Origin of the sequence: Pedobacter hiemivivus (genome assembly GCF_005144565.1) — a bacterium.
In the GTDB taxonomy this organism is placed as follows: domain Bacteria; phylum Bacteroidota; class Bacteroidia; order Sphingobacteriales; family Sphingobacteriaceae; genus Pedobacter; species Pedobacter hiemivivus.
Genome location: NZ_SWDX01000002.1, coordinates 669345 through 687071, shown reverse-complemented (window position 1 = coordinate 687071; position 17727 = coordinate 669345). Strand labels below are relative to the sequence as shown.

Below are 17727 nucleotides of genomic sequence, written 5' to 3'. Positions count from 1 at the left end.
TAGGCTATATTACACCTTCATATCATTAGCTTGCTACTATGAAGTTTAATATGGACAGTCAGACCTATACAGATCTGAACGTATTCTCATCCTCTTCAGATACGGATGCATTATTTAATATCTTTAAGCTGACTAGTACTATTGGGGGACGGGAAAAAATTCATGAAATGATGTATAATCCCATAGCCGACATCAATGTCTTAAACTCCAGAAAAGAGGCTATAAAATATTATTATGATCATGAAATTTCACTAAAACTTAGCCGGGAGCAACTGGATTTAGCTGATCATTACCTAAACCACAATAAAAGGTTTTTAAAGCGGAACATGATTGATTCATTTTATGATTTTGCAAGTCATAAATTGAACCCCAGCAATGATTATTATATCATCTCCGTAGGCATTTCCTCCATTATTAAAGTGATTAGGAAAGTTTGTGATTTTTTAGAAACGATACCTACAGATGCTCCAAAACATTTGCAAAATATGTTGGTCAGGATAATGGCTTTGCTGGCATCACCTCCTTTAAAAGAATCCGTTTTAGTTAATCCTAATAAATTAAGCTTTTACCAGATCAGTAAACTCGACAGTGTGTTTAGAGGACCCGGCAAACAGCACATCTGTGAGATTCTACAATGTATTTACGAATTGGATGCATTTGAGACACTAGCCTATGTGGCAAGGAGAAGAGGGTTCAGCTTTCCGGATTATGTAGCTACTGCCGACGTTAAGCTGGAACTTAAAGGGCTGTTTCATCCCTCTCTTGAAAATCCAATCAGCAACGATGTCACAGTAAACAATCAAAACAACATGGTTTTCCTTACCGGATCGAACATGGCAGGAAAATCCTCGCTGTTAAAGTCGATAGGCATATCGATTTATCTAGCACACATTGGCTTTCCAGTACCCTGTGCATATATGAAGACTACCATTTTTAATGGATTGATGACGACTATAAACTTGCCCGACAACATCAATCAAGGCTTAAGTCATTATTATAGCGAAGTAAAGCGCGTTAAACAGGCCGCGTCCTTGTTAAATAACCACAACAACATGTTCATCATATTCGACGAGCTGTTTAGAGGAACGAATGTAAAAGATGCTTATGATGGATCACTGCTGATCATTTCGGCACTAACCGCAATTCGCAATTCGGCCTTCTTTATATCTACACATATTGTAGAACTTGCCGAAGAGCTAAAGAAGTTCGAAAACATTGCTTTCAAATATTTAGACGTTTATTTTGAAGATAAAAAGCCTGTATTTACCTACTTATTAAAAGAAGGGATATCCACTGAGCGACTGGGTATGTATATAGTTCAGAATGAAGGTATAATTGAATTGATAAAAAGTGCTTCAAAAGCTATTTAATTTTCTCTTCACAAATTGTCTTAACGATCTCCTGCATATTGGTAACCTTATCAATCAGTCCTTTTAATTCTTCATCCGTAATGTCGTAATCTAATTTATAGCGGGCATCTACGTAACCACGTTTAAGCAGATCAAAGAGGTGAAATTCGTGCTCATTTAGTATAGGCATACGAAACAGGATATACAGATCTATCGATACATGCTTTACATAGTTCCTTAATTTTGCGAGATTATGGGTTTTGGGCTTGTAGCCAGTAAATACCAATAGGGCCGCGCTGTAGAAACATTCTGTTGCCTGATGCAAGTAAAATACGCTATTTCTTCGGCCGTCTTTTCCGCGCTCGGCAGCATTTTTAGCATCGATTAAAAATTGCGAAGCTTGTGGATACCACATGTTGAAATAGCTTTGGGCCCGCTCCTTCTCTTCTTTAGGAGTCAGTTCTTTTGCCTTTTCGAACTGAAAAATTCCCGTATCATGTATCAATATGCCTTCGGAAATAATATCGGAAAAGAAATACTGACCTACGCGCAAGCCTTCATTAACGTACTCAATGTCATGAATAATTGGGCTGATCACATTTTTGAAACTATTGCATCGATTTTCTATGCTGCTGATGATCTCCTGTTCCTTTGTCCCGTTCTTTTTAATGATGACCAGGAAATCGTAATCACTGATATAGCTAAAGCGAACACCATCTTCGATATACTCATCTTCGACCCAGTTACCTCTGGCATGGCTACCGAATAGGATTACTTTTTCAGGATTAGCTTCTTCTCTAATAATCTTTAGTATATGGGCAATTTCCCTTTGTTTAGTTTCTGGTAAATGAGCTATTGATGTTTTCATCAGAATCAGGTTTTATTTTTCTAAGGTTCGTATAGGTAAATATAACGAATAAGAAAGAAGTAAACCATATAAAAGAAATAACCCGCCCCCATACCGGGAAGCGAGTTATTAAATTAACGCTCTCAACGCAAATGTAATAAATAATTCTATAGAAAATACTATCCCCTCCTACAAAGCCTCCACTTCCATTACAGATAATCCTGTCCCCTTAGCGATATCAGTTGTGGCTACACCTATGCTTTTAAAATTACGAGCAATCTCGATTTGCTCTTCAATTTTTCCTTTTTTATGCCCTCTACGAAATAATGGGTCTTCCTCTTCTTTAAAAAAATCAGCAACATTTATCATAACTTCTTCTAATTTATCTCCTAAATTCCTTAATTTAACTAATACGTGTAATTGCTGTAAATAACGATCTGTTGATAAGCCAGAGGCAACATTATATTTAATAGCCTTGACAATCTCTTCCAATACAAACACCGAATCTTGAGGATCTATATTACCAAGAACAGCTAACATTTTCTCCTCTATAGCATCCGATTTTAAAAACAATCTATAATCAACTGCAGATAAGCTTGTCATCGTATATCTAAACTTATGATCTTTTGTATCAATAACCGTTGGCATATTAGCCTTCCCGGGGCCAATGTAAATTACAAATTGTTTAACAGGCAACTTATATTTCCTTTGCAACATGATGCTATACTCGGCCATGCGATAATGCATGTTCCTATAATTATTGGTCTGGTATTCGACATGAAGTAGGTATGTATTACCGTTCTTGTCAATTACTTTGGTTAATAGATCTGTTTTTCTCTCCTTGGTATATTGTACATCTTCATTTAATACTTCTATTGTGGTTACATCTAAGCTTAATACATGCTTAACAATTCCAGAAAGGTTCTGCTGAATATTCTCTTTAAAGAGCTTATCGTACATGTTCCCCTGCAAATGGTTATCATTTCTATTTGCCATAGATCAAATTATCTAAGCAAACCTACGTATCGAATTTTACTTTACAAAAGTTTTATTAACTTATTTTATGACAAATAAACAAATAACCAACAATAACATTTCTTAAGAGTTAATAAAAATAAGTAAACATAGGATCACAGACTATTTAGCAGCATTATGAGAATTGAAATATTATGTATTATTCTTAATGATATATTTGACGAAATTTAAAATTGAATTATGGCAACAGCTCTATCCTCCGACCTTATTTTGGCACAGCAGCTTGTATATATTCCCTGCGGTTATAGTTTTACAGCGGCTAGTATAGAAACTGAAAGCTCCGACTATAGTGCTTGTGAATTTAAGCTTGATGGGCTCGCTATAAGGTTTCGAGTGGCTAAGATCACGCCTACAAAAATTGGGCAGTTTGTAACGATATGGAAAAGAAATGGCAATGGCCCGATTGAACCTTATTCTATTTCCGATAAGATCGACTTTCTAATTGTCAGCACCCGCAAGAGTGATCTTTTAGGACAATTCATATTTCCTAAAACAGTGCTCCTAAAAAAGGGCGTACTTTCAACTCCTGAACGAGAAGGAAAACGCGCTATAAGAGTATATCCACCCTGGGATAAACCTACTAGTCGACAAGCACAGCAAACGCAACAATGGCAATTGGATTATTTTTTAGCAGTACCGATCGACCAGCCTATTGATTTGGAGCGTGCAAGAATGTTGTTCAAATCTTAGTTATTAGTCTTCCATTTAATAAAGAGAAAGATTGTACCTTAAACCTAATAAATTGATGCATTAAAATGGCCGCCCTAAAACAGATTTTAGCTAAAAAAACGGACAATGAACTGTTATTTTATATTGAAAACGTTGATAAACATACCGAAGAAGCGGTAAAGTTAGCTTTAAACGAATTGCAAGAAAGAAAAGTTCAACTGCCAGAAGGAATTACGGAACATATTGAAGCACAGCTCAATGCCAAAACTCTCCTTAGGGATCAAAAAAGAGAAAATCCATGGAAACAAAATATAGTAGATGATCTAGATGCACCACTGTTTTATTCGCAAACAGCAATTTATATCTTCTCTATCTTATTTTCTGTTTTTTTTGGCGCCTTTATGCTGGCTTCAAACTGTAAAGACGTTGGCAAACCTAGATGGCCAGTAATTCTTTCTGGTTTTTCTTATTCCTTACTAACCATTGTCATTTTAGAATATTATGATTTAAGCACTCCCTATACTTATATCGCAAATACCATTGGAATCACTTTTATGTACCATTTGTTTTGGACAAGATATATTGACGCCCAGACAAAATATAGAGCTAAGCCAATTTGGAAACCATTAGTCATCGCGGCTGTTATATTTATTCCTTTTATTGCAATGATTATTTACAATACGCCAAAATAGAACTCATCATGGCTAAACGAATTTATTTAATCAGCGGTCTGGGTGCAGATAGACGCGTCTTTAAAAAACTTATTTTTCCAATAGATTTCGAGCTGATACATCTTGACTGGATTACTCCTGAGCCTGCTGAATCTTTAGAAGCTTATGCTGCACGCCTAGCCTACAAAATTGACACCTCTGCCCCATTCTATTTAATTGGATTATCATTTGGAGGTATGTTAGCCACAGAAATAGCAAAGAAGCTAAGCCCGGTCCATACCTTCCTCATATCTAGTACACCTGTTTTTTCCGGATTACCATGGTATTATAAAAGAGCCGGAAATATAAGGTTACAAAAAATGATTCCTATTGCCTTATTTAAACGTATTAATAATGTAGGGTTGAATTTTATGGGCGCCAAGACTCAAGATGAAAGGCTATTATTAAAACAACTCATCATCGATAGTGACCCAAATTTCATAAAATGGGCCTTAACATGCATACTAAAGTGGAGGAATAAAGAACGTCCATCAAATCTAACCCATATACATGGGACTGCTGATATTATTTTACCAATTAAGTATCATAAGCCTGACATTACCATTAAAGGTGGCGGGCATTTTATGGTTTATTCCAATGCTAAGGAAGTAAGGGATTGTATTATAAGAGAGATTAATAAGTACCAGATCTGACTCTAGTCTAAGGATATTTAATTCAAACATATTAACGGATATTAGCCATATACGGATAAGACACGGATAAGACAGAGATCGGTCTGTCTAGTATAATACTCCAAGTATAGTCCAAGTATACTCCAACTATAATCCAACTTTTTCAATTAAAACATGGAATTTAGTTACTGTTTAATCTTTTTTAACTTGAAATTTTGTAGTACGCTAACCAAACCTTATCTTAGATCAGTTGTTTAGTTATAAAAAACATATAGATCATGGCAAAATTTGACGGAAAATTCCTGACAGGTGTAATAGGACCTGCTGTTTTTAAGAAGTATCGCAATATGCAATTGGTTACAGGCAAATCCAGGTTGACAAAGGAGAAGCAAACTGAAAACACACACAAAGCAGCAACTCAATTTGGGATCGCCAGTACGCTGGCAGAACAATTCCGGCGAGATGCATGCGAGATCATCACAGATTTTTATGATGGAACCATGGTTTATCGCTTTAGAACAGACGTACAAAAGGCCTTGAAGCAAGCATTCGACGCTCAATCGGAAACCTATCATTTTACAACCAACAGTTTTGATCGGCTCAATGGTTTTGAATTTAATGCGGATTCACCGGTAATGGATAATTTCTTTGTGCAACCGGAGCAGCGCATCGAGGGGAATATCCTGACCATCAAATTGCCGGAAATGCTTGTTTCAAAGGACATGAAATTTCCGGTAAAAGCAAGTTCATGCTTCTTAAATATTGCTGTGGGGATGTATGACCTTAATTATGGAAATAGAACGATGTGCCCGATTCAGTCGATTGAAATTCCAAATGGTTCAAAAGATAACGTTATTCCTGCGCAGGAACTTAGTTTTGAAATAGAACCAGGCTGTTTATGCATTTCTATGTTTTCATTTCAGTTTATACAAAAGACATTTTCTGGTAACCTGATCATCAATAGTAAAAGCTTCAATCCTGTTGCTGTATTCAGAGCAGTAATAGCGGATGGAATAGTAGATCAGGAACAGACAGAAAAATGGGATGATATGTCAGTTGTGAGGGATTCTAAACATTTTAATAAACCTAAAATAGAACGCAAAGCAATATCCGAGGATTTACAGGATGAATCTTTTACAATTGCGCAAATTGAGCAGGAACAGGAGAAAGTGAAAACCGGAGTAGATTTCCCCCAGTACATTCAAGCGATCAAAAAGTTAGGCGTAGAAGAATTTGTGACCTACGTATCTGATAGCCATACCCAGTATTTTGGAAGTAATGGCCATCAGCTAAGCTCCAAGGCAAAGTATGAACCTTTAGTCGTCGCTGCTGTGGGTAATAAGAAAAAGTTTAGGAAGTATTTGAAAATGCATCAGGCAGGGCAAACGGATTACCTCAGCTTTTGCAGGCATTGTGCGGAAACAGGGGTCGATAGATGGATAGTGAATTTATCATTAATGACCTGCACTTATTATGACCTGAAAGATCAACTCATCCTGACAGAACCGATCCCAAATTCCGCATGAAATCTTTTAAATCTTAAACAACACTATGCTTTTCAGATAAACAAGGTTCTGCGTAATCCAAAACTCCTGATTTTTCTAATTCAATTAGCTTATTCTGAACAGAAGTGTATTCCAAGTTGAAAGGAACATCAATCACAAAGTATCCTTCATTGGCTTTCTCACTAGAACACCCTAAAGAATCAAACAACTCTCTAATATCATTAGTAATAGTTGTAGAATCTAATATGACAACTTGTACCGTAGAATTTCCAGAAGGTTCTACAGGTTCTATAGAGTTAACTAAAAGAAAACTTTTACCAGTTTTTTCAATTTGTATAAAAATCCAGATAAATAAAAAGCGGGAATAATCCTCCGACTATTCCCGCTCATCTAAATTAACGCTCTCAAAGATAAAGACGCTCTTTTAAACCGAATATTGTATAACACTTAAATTTTATTTCAATTCTATTCCAAGGTTATGTTGGGTTATGTTATATTTAGCTTATGAAACCAAATATAACCAACACATTACTAATAGGGCTACTATGTTTAACCAGCTCTATATCCTTTGCACAAACTAAGGACTTATTCAATGGAAAAGATTTAACCGGATGGCACAGTGATGTGCCCGATAAAGACAAAAACCCTGATATAAAACCTTCATTTATTGTACGAAATGGTTTGTTAGTTAGCTTGGGTGATCCACGTGGCCACCTAATTACCGATGCCAACTATAAAAATTACAGATTAGAAGTTCAGTATCGTTTTTCGGCAAAACCAGGAAACTGTGGGGTATTGGTACATGCATCTACACCAAGGGCACTTTATGAGATGTTCCCAAAATCGATTGAAGTACAAATGCAGCATAAAAATGCAGGTGATTTTTGGTGTATTGAAGAAGACATTACAGTACCTGACATGGAAGCCAGGCGGGGACCAAAAGAGAATTGGGGAATAAATGGCAAGAAACAGCGCCGAATAAAAAAGCTAGTGGACAGTTTGGAAAAACCGCTTGGCGACTGGAACAAAATGGTAGTAGAATGTCTGGACGACCAGGTGAAAGTTTGGGTAAATGATAAACTAGCAAATCATGGCAGCAATTGCACCGCCCAAAGTGGACAAATCGCATTACAAGCAGAGGGTTCGGAAGTAGAATTTAGAAAAGTAATACTTAAACCGATTAAAAGATTAAGCAAAGACTAGTCTTTGCTTAATCTTCATTGGCTTTAATTTCACTTGGCAGGATTCCAAAATAACGCTTAAAAGCATCTGTAAGATGACTTTGATGGTTAAAACCAACAGCTGTAGCCACCTGCCCTACACTTCTTTTCTCCTCAAGGATGAGTCGACGAGCTTCTTCCATCCTTAACCGGGTTACATAACCATAAATGGTAGTTCCGTAGTATGCTTTAAAGCCCCGCTTCAGTTTAAACTCATTCAAGGTTATTTGTTTGGAAAGCTCTATAATTGTTGGCGGGTAGCTATACTCCGCATCAAGGATCTCCCTGGCATGTTCTATCTTTTTCAGATCATCTTGTTTGATCAGATATTTTTCAACCTCAACCCCCGATTGCATTTGTTCAAGTTGTAACATCAACAATTCCAGAATCTTTGATTCGGTGTGCAATCTTTTTAGCTCACCTGTTCTTTTACATTCGCAAATATCATTAATGACTCTCTTCATTTCCGTTGTCACCGGAAGGTCCTTAGCTGCAAATGAGGTATATTTCCCCTTCAAAATTTCTTTTACAAAATCAGTATGTAATAAGGAATGTTGGTCTATCAGATGAAAATAATAGGCTTTAGACAACACCAATAAAAAATACTTATACTCTATATCAGGCAACATCTGATATTTTCCTTTTATAGAAGGAATGTAGCGGATGTTGTGACGACTACCTTCCCTACGACTACTTTTACTTTCCTTTTTCTCCGCATTCGGGTTTGTCCCATAAAATATGAATTGCGAAGTGATGGTTTCACCTTCCACTTCTGAAAGCACCTTGACACCAGTATTAAACTGCATGGTGGCATGAACAAGAAACAATCCACCAGCGCTAAGCTGGTAATTAACCAGCTTCTGCGCAGGCAGACTTTTAATGTTTACATTTTTTTCTGAAAGCGGCGTATTTGGCGTGTAATGTTCAGAAATTTCTTCGATAAACAACCAATCGTCCGAGCCTTCTATCTTAGATTTGATTTTCATTAGGCAACGCTAACCTCGCCAAACACTTCTCCAAAATTGGAAAAAGTATCATTTGCAGTTTTAATAGCAAGTGCTTCTTCAGCTTCGTTATTGGCTTGCGCGTTTAATACAGCTGTAAACTTACCCCACATCTGACCTGTAGCTTCACCATAACCAGAGAAGAAAGAAACTCCTTTAGTGATGCCAAACTTCTCAAGCATTTTTACAATGATTGGTCCACCCATAATCGAACCTTCCATTACGTAAAGTGCGCCAAGCGCCTGTATCGTATTATTGATATCCGGAGCAGTTGCTTGTGGAAGTTCATCTACATTTGATCCCAGCGCTTCAATATCTTGTTTTAGGTAAGCCGAATTGCGACGTTCTGCATGATCAGGTAATAAATCTGTTGTTATATAAGGCGCAATAGCTTGTTCAACCTGATTAAAATAAACATAAAAATGTTTTAAAAAATCAGCGTAGTCTGCATCGCTACGAATAGCTTTCATTTTTTGTACTACTTTTTTCTCAAGCGTAAGGTGAGCTTCTTTAGTGGCTTCTTTAATGTTGTTACTTAACATGTGTTTGTATATTTTATGGTGTTAAATTAAATTATTTAATTACAAATTTGGTACTACCTTTTGGCACAATTACATATTCGAACGTAAAAAATGGCATAGGCGTGGTAAGGAGTAATAAGCTGCATATTTTAGCAGTTTTTGGTCTTAAATGATTCATAATAAATTAGTCTATTAAATATTGAATTGTTATTTCTTGTAGCTCTTTTGACTATTAAAATATTACTCAACAACCTTAATGGGGAAACTCAAAAAATCCAGCTGACCATATCCAGCAGCATAATAGTCTGCGTCAGGGTAAAAATACCTGATCCTGTTACAATCCCCTAAAGGAAAATCCGCAGGGATTTCCAAGGTCAAACTGTTTGCTGTTGTGGACTTCAGAGTTATCGGAATAAAGGTTTTTGTGATCGAATTATATAATACTACAGCATTGACCTTATCCAAATTTGCGCCACCTGTGACCGTGAACTGCCCATTTCTTTTAACTGTTGAAGCAACAGAGATTTCAGTTAGGACTACCGGCTTAGGATCTGCAATTACTTCAAAATTATCCTTAAAAAGAACTGTTTTATTACCAGAAATTACCTTAACGCTTTGATAATTACCAATTGCAAAATCGGGATCTAAAATCACAGCAATAGGCGTGATCTTATTGATTTTAACAGGAATATCTTGTCCACTGGTGTTAACAAAGAACACCTTAGTTTTACCTTCTTCAACATCAAACAAATCACCACTTAACTGGGCCGTCTTATTTGATCTTAAAAATCTTTTATTTTTATAGATATCAGGCCCATAAAATGCGCTGATCATTGGTATAAGACTATTCACAATTGGCTTCAATTTGTAAGTCGTAACTGCTCCATTTTCGGCAGTCACAGTATAAGTTACCGACTCATTAAAGGATACTTTTGTGCCTGCCAGTGGTAAAATACTTGCTTTATCAGCAACTGTAATCGAAGGCGTAATTTCCTGAGGGACAGCCTGACCTACTGGCCAGTATAAAATGATTTCATTGTTTTCAATTACAGCCTTTAATTGCGCTCCATTAGCATCTTTAACAGAAAATGCAAGTATATCAGTATACGGAAGGGCAGGATATTCTTTTTTACAAGCACTTAAGCTGAATAAAAAAAAGATGGAAATGTATAAATATATTGATTTCATTGTTTTCTATTTTGCGTTTACAGTTATTGGCCAGAATGCATTTATAATTGGGAATCCCTCAAATAATATGGAAGGGTAATAGGTTCCCACTGGTACAGTCTCAGGAATCTTTACCGTAGCCAATGTTCTGGTATAGTCAAGAACAGGAAGTGAGACATCCTGTCCGGCGACCTTAATGGTTATCAATTTCAGGTCTTTAAATACAGGGCCGCTTGACTTTATGGTGAAAGTATCACCCTGTTTCGCAATTATAGAAACATAATCCACTTGAGGCAAGGTATATTCCAACTTAACCGGATATTTTAAATCTGTGGTCAATGATTGTATTTTTACCCTTACTTTATAGAGTCCAGGATTAAGGGTCTGTGGTACGCCTACATAGCCAATAGAATATACCTTTTCGGTCGCACCCATCAACACAGTTACGGCTGCTGGCCCATAACCAGTAACATATGACATTTCAGTCTCCGTATTGTCAGCTCCAACAAGAAATATTCTTATTTTGGTCGGATCAAGTGTATTAAAGTTGCCGGAAAAATTAATCATGTAATAACCTATGCCCCATACAACAGGTTTACTTTCAGTAGATACCTCATTCACCTTTAATGGTGAAATCTGCTGCATCTTTATCACTAACTTATAGGTTACGGTACTTTTATCAGCACCCGTCACGGTATAGGTTGTCTTGTCATCCAATACATCTACAGGTAGCACTTCACCTGAAAGTTTTGCTCCACTGGCCAACTTAATCTCTGGATCAATTACATCCAGATTATAATAAAATGGAAGGTATACTGTTATCGTTTTATCTGTTTCGTCTATTATACCGCTGATGCTGCCGTCTGACACCGGCACTTTGTACGCTATAATTTTACTATCGGACTGATGTGGCAGGTCCATAGTCTTTTTACAGCCAAATAAAACAGCTAAAGCAAATATTGCACAGCTAAAGGATTTTAATCTCGATTTCATTACTTGTCGTATATATTATTTAATTTCAAATTTTGTGCTCCCTTTTGGTACCAGCACATATTCAAATGTGAAAAACATATGCGGTGTAGTTCTGAACCATTTATCAGGTGTAAAAGCATCCTTATAACAGCTGATCATTTTTACTTTCGCATAATTCCCTTTGCCTGTCCGTACAACAATTGTTCTTGCCGAAAGCGTTGTTCCATTTGTCATAGTCATGGGAGCAGAAAGCGCATAAGCAACATGCTGCTTATCAAAACTTGAATTACTCATCAAACCTCCACCAAAATCATAAAGATACCAGCCTGTACCAACACCGAAATCACCCTTTTCATCAGTCCCTATTATCGTTCCTTTTGTTCTAAACTGTGCGTCTGAAGGAACATCCACTACTTCATCAAAGGCTTTCTCAAGGATTAGAATACCACCAATTCCTGGACCACCATATCCTAGATTAGAACCATCTGTACCGGAGTTCCCAGCGATAAAACTATTGTAAAGCCCGTTAAAGCCCATATCCCATCTTGCTGTTTTAGCGTATTTTGCAGGTGCTTCGGCTTTAGTTTCCAAACTAAAATAAGCCGCAGCCTTTGTTTCTGTAGGGTTTTTATCATCAGTTTCAACAGCAAAATTTTCTACTCGATGAAGTTTATAAAAAGGCACGCTGGCCGACTCTGGGGGTAACTCTTCGTCTGGTTTTGGTTCATTAGATTTAGAACAGGCGCCGAGCAGCATCACCGTAAACACGACAGCTGCGATTTTCGTTAGAAGTTGTTTTGTTTTCATTATGTTATTTAATAATTAATCTTTCGTACTTAAATTTCTGCTACCATCCTGCTGCACATAATACCTAAATGTGAAATAGGGAGCTGGCCAGTTTAGGTCACTCACTGTAGCGGGCGCACCTTTATACATGCTGATCAGTTGTAATTTTGCATATTGACCATCGGCAGTCTTTAAAACATAGGTTCTGTTTTTTACAGGTACAGCGATATGGGTGTTGAGTTCATAGAAGTACCAGCCATTGCCATTTCCGGGGTCCCATCCTACCGCACTCACTCCATTTTTTTCAAATTCATCGTCTGAGGGTGCTGTTTTTACAGCATCATAAGCTTGATTGACAACCACCATCGCAGCTTTTCCAGGGCCACCAAAACCATAACTCTGATCATTCGTGCCATTATTTACAGACACATAAGAATTGTATTCTTTGGCAAATGCGATGTCCCAGTCGGCGGTAAGCAGCTTACTTTTATCAACCTTATTACTTGTCTTTAAGCTGAAATAAAAAATCTCAAATGGTTTTGCACCACCTACTGTATTTCCTACATCCCCAGGCAAATCTTTGACAATGGTACTTTTCCCATCTTCCAATTGTGGTTTAATTTCATCCTTAGTACAGGCACCAAAACTGATGGCAACTACCAGCATGACCATTCCTTGTATTAGTTGACTCTTTTTCATATCTTTTTTTATGCTTAATCTTTAAAAAATCGCCAGCTAATACCTGCGACTATAGCTCGCCCCTGTTGTGCAGGCATCAACTGATCCCGATAGTTCATCAGGTTATCTGCTGTAAGCTGTAACTGTAAATGTTTGTTGTAAAATGTTTTCTGTACTGCAGCGTTCAAGAGAAAGAAACTCCGAACATAGGTATCATAAGGATCTAAAAAATTGTTGGCCTTATTATCTTCCATAAAACCGTATTTACTCCTATAATTCACTCTAAATGTGCCTGTGATACCCGTCTTTTCATGTGCATAGCTAATTTTTAAGTTAGCCATGTGACGCGAACGGTTGTTTAACCCCACATAATCTTTACGTGTAGCACGTCTAACGTCATTGATATCAGTATCGTAAATAGATCCATACAAACCGGTACCGTTGTTTATGGAGTCGACCACACCTTTGTCTACCGCATAAAGCAACTGGTAACCGGCAGAGAGGTTTAAAGACTTCGTTGCCGACCAGCTTAAACCTATTTCTGTGCCCGTAGTGTATGCCCGGGCAATGTTTATGTACGAAAAGATCTGCTGATTGTTGGTTTTAACTGCAACCAATTCTGAGTTGATAAAGTCTTTCATATCATTATAAAATACATTAACATCCAGCTTTAAACTTGTAAAAGGGTTATAGTTAAAGCCCCCGCTATAAGAAACAGAACGTTCAGGTCTCAAACTGCCTATATTTTTAGCGATCGGCAATACACTCATAATCTGTCCTGCATCCTGCAGCAGCTTCAATTCTCGTTCAAACTCCGCCGATCCCAGCACTGTATAACCTGTTTGCAGGTTTGTAAACACAAGATATAATTGTTGGAAATTTGGGGTTTTAAAACCCGTCCCAACTGCTGCTTTTAGTGTAAGTTTTTCATTCAAATTATATTGCAATCCCAGGCTTGGATTTAATTTAGCGCCATATTTATCATGGTAATCATATCTTGCACCAGCAGTAACAGACAGCTGATCAGCTGCCTGCCACCTAGCCTGAGCGTAACCGAAGTAATTTGCCATATTTTTATGGCCTCTATAAGCCGTATTGTCTAACACTTCATAAGCCGCCCCTGCTCCACCGGTAAGTTCGAGCACATCAGAGAAACGTTGGGTAGCCTGAACCTCTGCACGATGCAGATATTGCTTAAACCGATTTCCAGGTATCACGACGCCACTATTCAAATCTGTAATGTTCTGTGCGGTTTGATAACGTGTTAAATAGTATTGACTCTTTAGTCTAAGTCCATTATTGAAGCTGTTATTTAAAGCAATGGAGCCATTTAAATCATGTTCATCTAATACATCTTTGCTCGGTTTCACCCCATAAGAAAGTTCATTTTCTGAATACCGGGTTACATATCTCCCATTAAAATTTAAAGTACTTTTATCACTTAGTGAATACCTGGCCCTGCCTTGGAAAGCGAAACTATTAAACGGTGGTGCCGTTTTACCTTCATTTAGATAAGGATTGGCGTTGAAACCATCGGTACGGTAATAATTACCAGAAAAATAGGCCGATCCTCTTTTGCCTGCAAAAGGTGTTTCACCTTCTAAAGTGGCATCCAACATATTAAAACTGCCATAAGTTAATGCAGCCATACCTTGAGGATGTGTGATGTTTTTCCGGGTTACAATATTAACAACACCTGCCAGTGCCTCACTTCCGAATAAGCAAGACGAAGCTCCTTTTATGATCTCTATGCGTTCTATGCTTGATACTGTAATCCGTGACAAATCAAAATTACCACTGTTACGACCTACCATCGGTTGCCCATCGATCATAATCATGGTATAACCACTGCCAAAACCTTGCATTTGTAAGCCTACTGCTCTACTTCCAGCCCCTATATCACTCACAATAGCCAGTCCCGTTTGCTCTTTTAAAACCTCATCCAACCTCCTGCTTCCCATCATTTCTATCTCTTTTCTCGAGATCACCTTACTGGGCATAGCGGTACGTGTCATGTCAATAAAATTATCTGGATTATGATGCGCAGCACTAACATTTACTTCGTTAAGCGCGTTGTCACCTTGTTTTAGTTTAATATGGAGATGCTGTATTTTACCTTCTTCTATTGCTATATCACGAGCATACTTTTCGAAACCAATGGCCTTTATAGTTAAATTATAAGTACCTGCAAACAAATTATTGATAGTGAATTTTCCATTACCATCTGTAACCGCTCTCTTATTATCCGGTTGTAGTACAACCGTAATCCCCGATATTGCCCTACCTTCTCCATCTGTAATTACCCCAGTCAGTCCGGTTTTAATACCAGTAGCGAAACCATAAATACTAAGTAGTAGAAATACGAGGCTAAGAGAATATTTTGAGGTTACTGAATTGTACATTTATACTTAGTAGTTATTTTTAATCAATCTAAATAAGATTACAAATATGCTTACATTTGCCAATAATCAAGCAACGTGAGGGGGATTATTTTTGACTATTTCGGGATTGAATTAACGAAATCGGGATTATCTCATTGGATAACTAACTGGATAGCGCGAGGAGACCACAGAAAACACAACACATTAAAAAACTAATAAACAACAAGATAGAAACTAAAAAAAATAAACACATGCTAAAGTAAAACTTTGAAAATGATAAAATACCGATACCGACAATCCAAGCTAAGCTATTTGGAATCATTTTAATTAAAGCTTCCTTTGCATCGTTATAGAATACCTAATACAATTATAATATGAAGAAATCCTTATACATTTTACTACTGATTTTACTGGGCTACAGCGTATCTACCAACGCAAGTTTTGCCCCAAAACGAATCATCACGCTTAGTGCTGCGCTTACCGAAACAGTTGATGCGCTAGGTTTTGGTCCACAGATCGTGGCCATTGATGTGACCAGCACCTACCCTGCTTACACAAGCAAGCTTCCTAAAGTAAGCCAGAACCGGACCGTATCTACAGAAGGACTCATCTCTTTTAGTCCTGATCTTGTTTTATCCCCTGAAGGAGGGCTATCGAAAGCGACCGAATCTCAATTAAAATCTGCAGGTATTAAGGTGGTCATCCTTAAACAGGAGTTTTCCGCTAAAGGAGCATCTACCTTCATCAGACAAGTGGCTGCCGCTCTTGGTGCTACTGCAAAAGGCGAAGAACTGGTTAAGAAAACTGAACCTGAAGTAAATAAGGCACTAGCCCTTGTAAAGGAAAATCCGAAATCGCCTAAAGTATTATTTATTTATGCCCGAGGAACCGGAGTAATGATGGTAGCCGGTAAAGACACAAATATTGATGCAATCATTAAATTGGCCGGTGGCAAAAATGCAGCTCAGGGATTCTCTAAGTTTAAACCGTATACTACTGAATCTTTGGTAAATGCTAATCCAGACATCATACTTATGTTCGATTTCGGCTATAAAAGTCTTGGTGGAGCTGCAAGCATCTTAAAAATGCCAGGCGTTTCCTTAACCAATGCCGGTAAAAACAAAAGGATAGTAGAAATGGACGGGGAGCTATTAACGGGGTTTTCGACCAGACTAGCCCAGGCAATTACACAACTAAATGACAAGTGGTGAGTAAAAAAGTATTGTTATACCTTGTATTAATCATTGCCTTATTTATAGCGTCAGCCTTTTCGATGGGCTTAGGTGCCGTTAAAATCCCTATCAAAGAGGTATTAATCATACTTTCAAAAAAAATTGGATTGTTTGCCGATACCCCCGTCTCAGCCCAATATGAAGGTGTTTTAAATATTGTACGTCTGCCCCGCGTAGCAATGGGTCTGCTGGTTGGCGCAGCCCTTGGCATTTCGGGAACTGCTGTTCAGGGCATTTTTAGAAACCCATTGGCAGAACCGGGATTGATCGGGATTTCTGCCGGGGCATCCCTGATGGCAGTTATTATTATTGTGCTTGAAGTAGCACTATTTGCTGGTCTAAGTAACCTATTGGGTTATTATCTACTGGCATTCGGTGCTTTTAGTGGTGCCGGAATAGCCGCGATGCTGGTCTACCAAATTTCGCGTACGGATGGTAAATCAAATGTAGCCACGATGCTACTCGCAGGCATTGCCATCAATGCGCTGGCTGGTGCATTAACAGGATTGATCACCTATATAGCAGATGATCAGCAATTGCGGAACATTACATTTTGGATGTTAGGCAGTCTGGCCGGAGCTACATGGGAAACAGTACTGGCCATAGCGCCTTTTGTTTTAATTCCGGTGTTGTTATTGCCGCGCATGGGTAAAGCCCTAAATGCGTTTTCACTGGGTGAAGTACAAGCGGCACAACTTGGCTTAAAAGTAAACCAGATCAAAAGAAATGTAGTCGTACTGGCCACCATGGGCGTTGGCGCAGCGGTAGCAGTCTCAGGTATCATTAGTTTTGTAGGCTTACTTGTACCACATACCATCCGGCTCTTTATAGGTGTAGACAATAAACATGTGCTACCGGCATCTGCCCTGCTTGGTGCATTAATGCTTACACTGGCGGATATGTTGTGCCGAACCATCATTGCCCCTATTGAACTCCCAATTGGCGTAATCACAGCCTTACTGGGTACCCCTCTGTTTTTGTATATTTTAATTAAGGATAAAAAGAAACTCGTTTTATAA

The 17727-nt window shown here is 37.9% G+C and carries 18 protein-coding genes; 8 read left to right on the top strand and 10 right to left on the bottom strand.

The genetic code is table 11. The features are described 5' to 3' along the window. Positions 1-38: 38 nt before the first annotated feature. Positions 39-1370, top strand: coding sequence for a MutS-related protein (locus FBD94_RS06365; RefSeq protein ID WP_136879518.1), 1332 nt, complete (start codon positions 39-41; stop codon positions 1368-1370). Here the strand turns inward: FBD94_RS06365 and FBD94_RS06360 are convergent. Together FBD94_RS06360 and FBD94_RS06355 are read right to left on the bottom strand one after the other, a co-directional pair. After that, positions 1363-2217, bottom strand: coding sequence for a HEPN domain-containing protein (locus tag FBD94_RS06360; RefSeq protein WP_131611590.1), 855 nt, complete (start codon positions 2215-2217; stop codon positions 1363-1365). The two genes, FBD94_RS06365 and FBD94_RS06360, sit on opposite strands and share 8 nt — an antisense overlap. 168 nt (positions 2218-2385) lie before the next feature. Continuing rightward, positions 2386-3192 (bottom strand): RpnC/YadD family protein, encoded by an 807-nt coding sequence (locus FBD94_RS06355; RefSeq protein ID WP_136879517.1) that lies wholly within the window; start codon positions 3190-3192, stop codon positions 2386-2388. Positions 3193-3411: 219 nt separating this feature from the next. Here FBD94_RS06355 and FBD94_RS06350 point away from each other — a divergent pair, with 219 nt between their 5' ends. The 4 genes from FBD94_RS06350 (at position 3412) to FBD94_RS26230 (ending at position 6768) form a co-directional block, all read left to right on the top strand. Further along, on the top strand, positions 3412-3921 hold the full coding sequence (locus FBD94_RS06350; RefSeq protein WP_136879516.1) for a MepB family protein: 510 nt from the start codon (positions 3412-3414) through the stop codon (positions 3919-3921). A gap of 65 nt (positions 3922-3986) precedes the next feature. Beyond that, positions 3987-4592 (top strand): hypothetical protein, encoded by a 606-nt coding sequence (locus FBD94_RS06345; RefSeq protein ID WP_136879515.1) that lies wholly within the window; start codon positions 3987-3989, stop codon positions 4590-4592. Between the two features lie 8 nt (positions 4593-4600). Further along, the gene (locus tag FBD94_RS06340) at positions 4601-5263 is read left to right on the top strand and encodes an alpha/beta fold hydrolase (protein WP_136879514.1); all 663 of its coding nucleotides are present in this window, start codon (positions 4601-4603) and stop codon (positions 5261-5263) included. Between the two features lie 257 nt (positions 5264-5520). Further along, on the top strand, positions 5521-6768 hold the full coding sequence (locus tag FBD94_RS26230) for a DUF1398 domain-containing protein (RefSeq protein WP_235884387.1): 1248 nt from the start codon (positions 5521-5523) through the stop codon (positions 6766-6768). Positions 6769-6781: 13 nt separating this feature from the next. On the opposite strand, the gene FBD94_RS26575 is transcribed toward FBD94_RS26230, so the two are convergent. Then, a complete protein-coding gene (locus FBD94_RS26575; protein WP_394347783.1) occupies positions 6782-7039 on the bottom strand; it encodes a DUF4265 domain-containing protein in 258 nt (85 codons plus the stop codon). A gap of 212 nt (positions 7040-7251) precedes the next feature. On the opposite strand from FBD94_RS26575, the gene FBD94_RS06325 reads away from it, so the two are divergent. Next, a complete protein-coding gene (locus FBD94_RS06325; RefSeq protein ID WP_136879513.1) occupies positions 7252-7950 on the top strand; it encodes a 3-keto-disaccharide hydrolase in 699 nt (232 codons plus the stop codon). Between the two features lie 7 nt (positions 7951-7957). Here FBD94_RS06325 and FBD94_RS06320 read toward each other — a convergent pair whose 3' ends face one another. The 7 genes from FBD94_RS06320 to FBD94_RS06290 form a co-directional block, all read right to left on the bottom strand. After that, positions 7958-8953 carry a helix-turn-helix transcriptional regulator gene (locus FBD94_RS06320; protein WP_131606169.1) on the bottom strand — a complete coding sequence of 332 codons (996 nt, stop codon included), beginning with the start codon at positions 8951-8953 and terminating at the stop codon, positions 7958-7960. Continuing rightward, complete coding sequence (locus FBD94_RS06315) at positions 8953-9513, bottom strand: biliverdin-producing heme oxygenase (RefSeq protein WP_131606170.1); 561 nt, start codon at positions 9511-9513, stop codon at positions 8953-8955. Before FBD94_RS06315 ends, FBD94_RS06320 begins: the two co-directional genes overlap by 1 nt. A gap of 219 nt (positions 9514-9732) precedes the next feature. Continuing rightward, on the bottom strand, positions 9733-10680 hold the full coding sequence (locus FBD94_RS06310) for a hypothetical protein (RefSeq protein WP_136879512.1): 948 nt from the start codon (positions 10678-10680) through the stop codon (positions 9733-9735). A gap of 6 nt (positions 10681-10686) precedes the next feature. Next, complete coding sequence (locus FBD94_RS06305; protein ID WP_136879511.1) at positions 10687-11652, bottom strand: hypothetical protein; 966 nt, start codon at positions 11650-11652, stop codon at positions 10687-10689. A 15-nt stretch (positions 11653-11667) separates the two neighbouring features. Continuing rightward, the gene (locus FBD94_RS06300) at positions 11668-12438 is read right to left on the bottom strand and encodes an HmuY family protein (RefSeq protein WP_136879510.1); all 771 of its coding nucleotides are present in this window, start codon (positions 12436-12438) and stop codon (positions 11668-11670) included. A 15-nt stretch (positions 12439-12453) separates the two neighbouring features. Next, complete coding sequence (locus tag FBD94_RS06295; RefSeq protein ID WP_136879509.1) at positions 12454-13116, bottom strand: HmuY family protein; 663 nt, start codon at positions 13114-13116, stop codon at positions 12454-12456. A 14-nt stretch (positions 13117-13130) separates the two neighbouring features. Further along, positions 13131-15497 carry a TonB-dependent receptor gene (locus tag FBD94_RS06290; protein WP_136879508.1) on the bottom strand — a complete coding sequence of 789 codons (2367 nt, stop codon included), beginning with the start codon at positions 15495-15497 and terminating at the stop codon, positions 13131-13133. Positions 15498-15850: 353 nt separating this feature from the next. Here FBD94_RS06290 and FBD94_RS06285 point away from each other — a divergent pair, with 353 nt between their 5' ends. Further along, complete coding sequence (locus tag FBD94_RS06285) at positions 15851-16687, top strand: heme/hemin ABC transporter substrate-binding protein (RefSeq protein WP_131606181.1); 837 nt, start codon at positions 15851-15853, stop codon at positions 16685-16687. Next, a complete protein-coding gene (locus FBD94_RS06280) occupies positions 16684-17727 on the top strand; it encodes a FecCD family ABC transporter permease (protein WP_225874583.1) in 1044 nt (347 codons plus the stop codon). The genes FBD94_RS06285 and FBD94_RS06280 overlap by 4 nt, the downstream gene beginning before the upstream one ends.

What these genes read in the sequence shown, in the direction of transcription:
- FBD94_RS06360 (WP_131611590.1), bottom strand. Translation starts at nt 2,217, where the DNA reads ATGAAAACATCAATAGCTCATTTACCAGAAACTAAACAAAGGGAAATT.
- FBD94_RS06350 (WP_136879516.1), top strand. Translation starts at nt 3,412, where the DNA reads ATGGCAACAGCTCTATCCTCCGACCTTATTTTGGCACAGCAGCTTGTA.
- FBD94_RS06305 (WP_136879511.1), bottom strand. Translation starts at nt 11,652, where the DNA reads ATGAAATCGAGATTAAAATCCTTTAGCTGTGCAATATTTGCTTTAGCT.
- FBD94_RS06285 (WP_131606181.1), top strand. Translation starts at nt 15,851, where the DNA reads ATGAAGAAATCCTTATACATTTTACTACTGATTTTACTGGGCTACAGC.
- FBD94_RS06320 (WP_131606169.1), bottom strand. Translation starts at nt 8,953, where the DNA reads ATGAAAATCAAATCTAAGATAGAAGGCTCGGACGATTGGTTGTTTATC.
- FBD94_RS06310 (WP_136879512.1), bottom strand. Translation starts at nt 10,680, where the DNA reads ATGAAATCAATATATTTATACATTTCCATCTTTTTTTTATTCAGCTTA.
- FBD94_RS06300 (WP_136879510.1), bottom strand. Translation starts at nt 12,438, where the DNA reads ATGAAAACAAAACAACTTCTAACGAAAATCGCAGCTGTCGTGTTTACG.
- FBD94_RS06355 (WP_136879517.1), bottom strand. Translation starts at nt 3,192, where the DNA reads ATGGCAAATAGAAATGATAACCATTTGCAGGGGAACATGTACGATAAG.
- FBD94_RS06295 (WP_136879509.1), bottom strand. Translation starts at nt 13,116, where the DNA reads ATGAAAAAGAGTCAACTAATACAAGGAATGGTCATGCTGGTAGTTGCC.
- FBD94_RS06325 (WP_136879513.1), top strand. Translation starts at nt 7,252, where the DNA reads ATGAAACCAAATATAACCAACACATTACTAATAGGGCTACTATGTTTA.
- FBD94_RS06345 (WP_136879515.1), top strand. Translation starts at nt 3,987, where the DNA reads ATGGCCGCCCTAAAACAGATTTTAGCTAAAAAAACGGACAATGAACTG.
- FBD94_RS26230 (WP_235884387.1), top strand. Translation starts at nt 5,521, where the DNA reads ATGGCAAAATTTGACGGAAAATTCCTGACAGGTGTAATAGGACCTGCT.
- FBD94_RS06290 (WP_136879508.1), bottom strand. Translation starts at nt 15,497, where the DNA reads ATGTACAATTCAGTAACCTCAAAATATTCTCTTAGCCTCGTATTTCTA.
- FBD94_RS06365 (WP_136879518.1), top strand. Translation starts at nt 39, where the DNA reads ATGAAGTTTAATATGGACAGTCAGACCTATACAGATCTGAACGTATTC.
- FBD94_RS06315 (WP_131606170.1), bottom strand. Translation starts at nt 9,513, where the DNA reads ATGTTAAGTAACAACATTAAAGAAGCCACTAAAGAAGCTCACCTTACG.
- FBD94_RS06340 (WP_136879514.1), top strand. Translation starts at nt 4,601, where the DNA reads ATGGCTAAACGAATTTATTTAATCAGCGGTCTGGGTGCAGATAGACGC.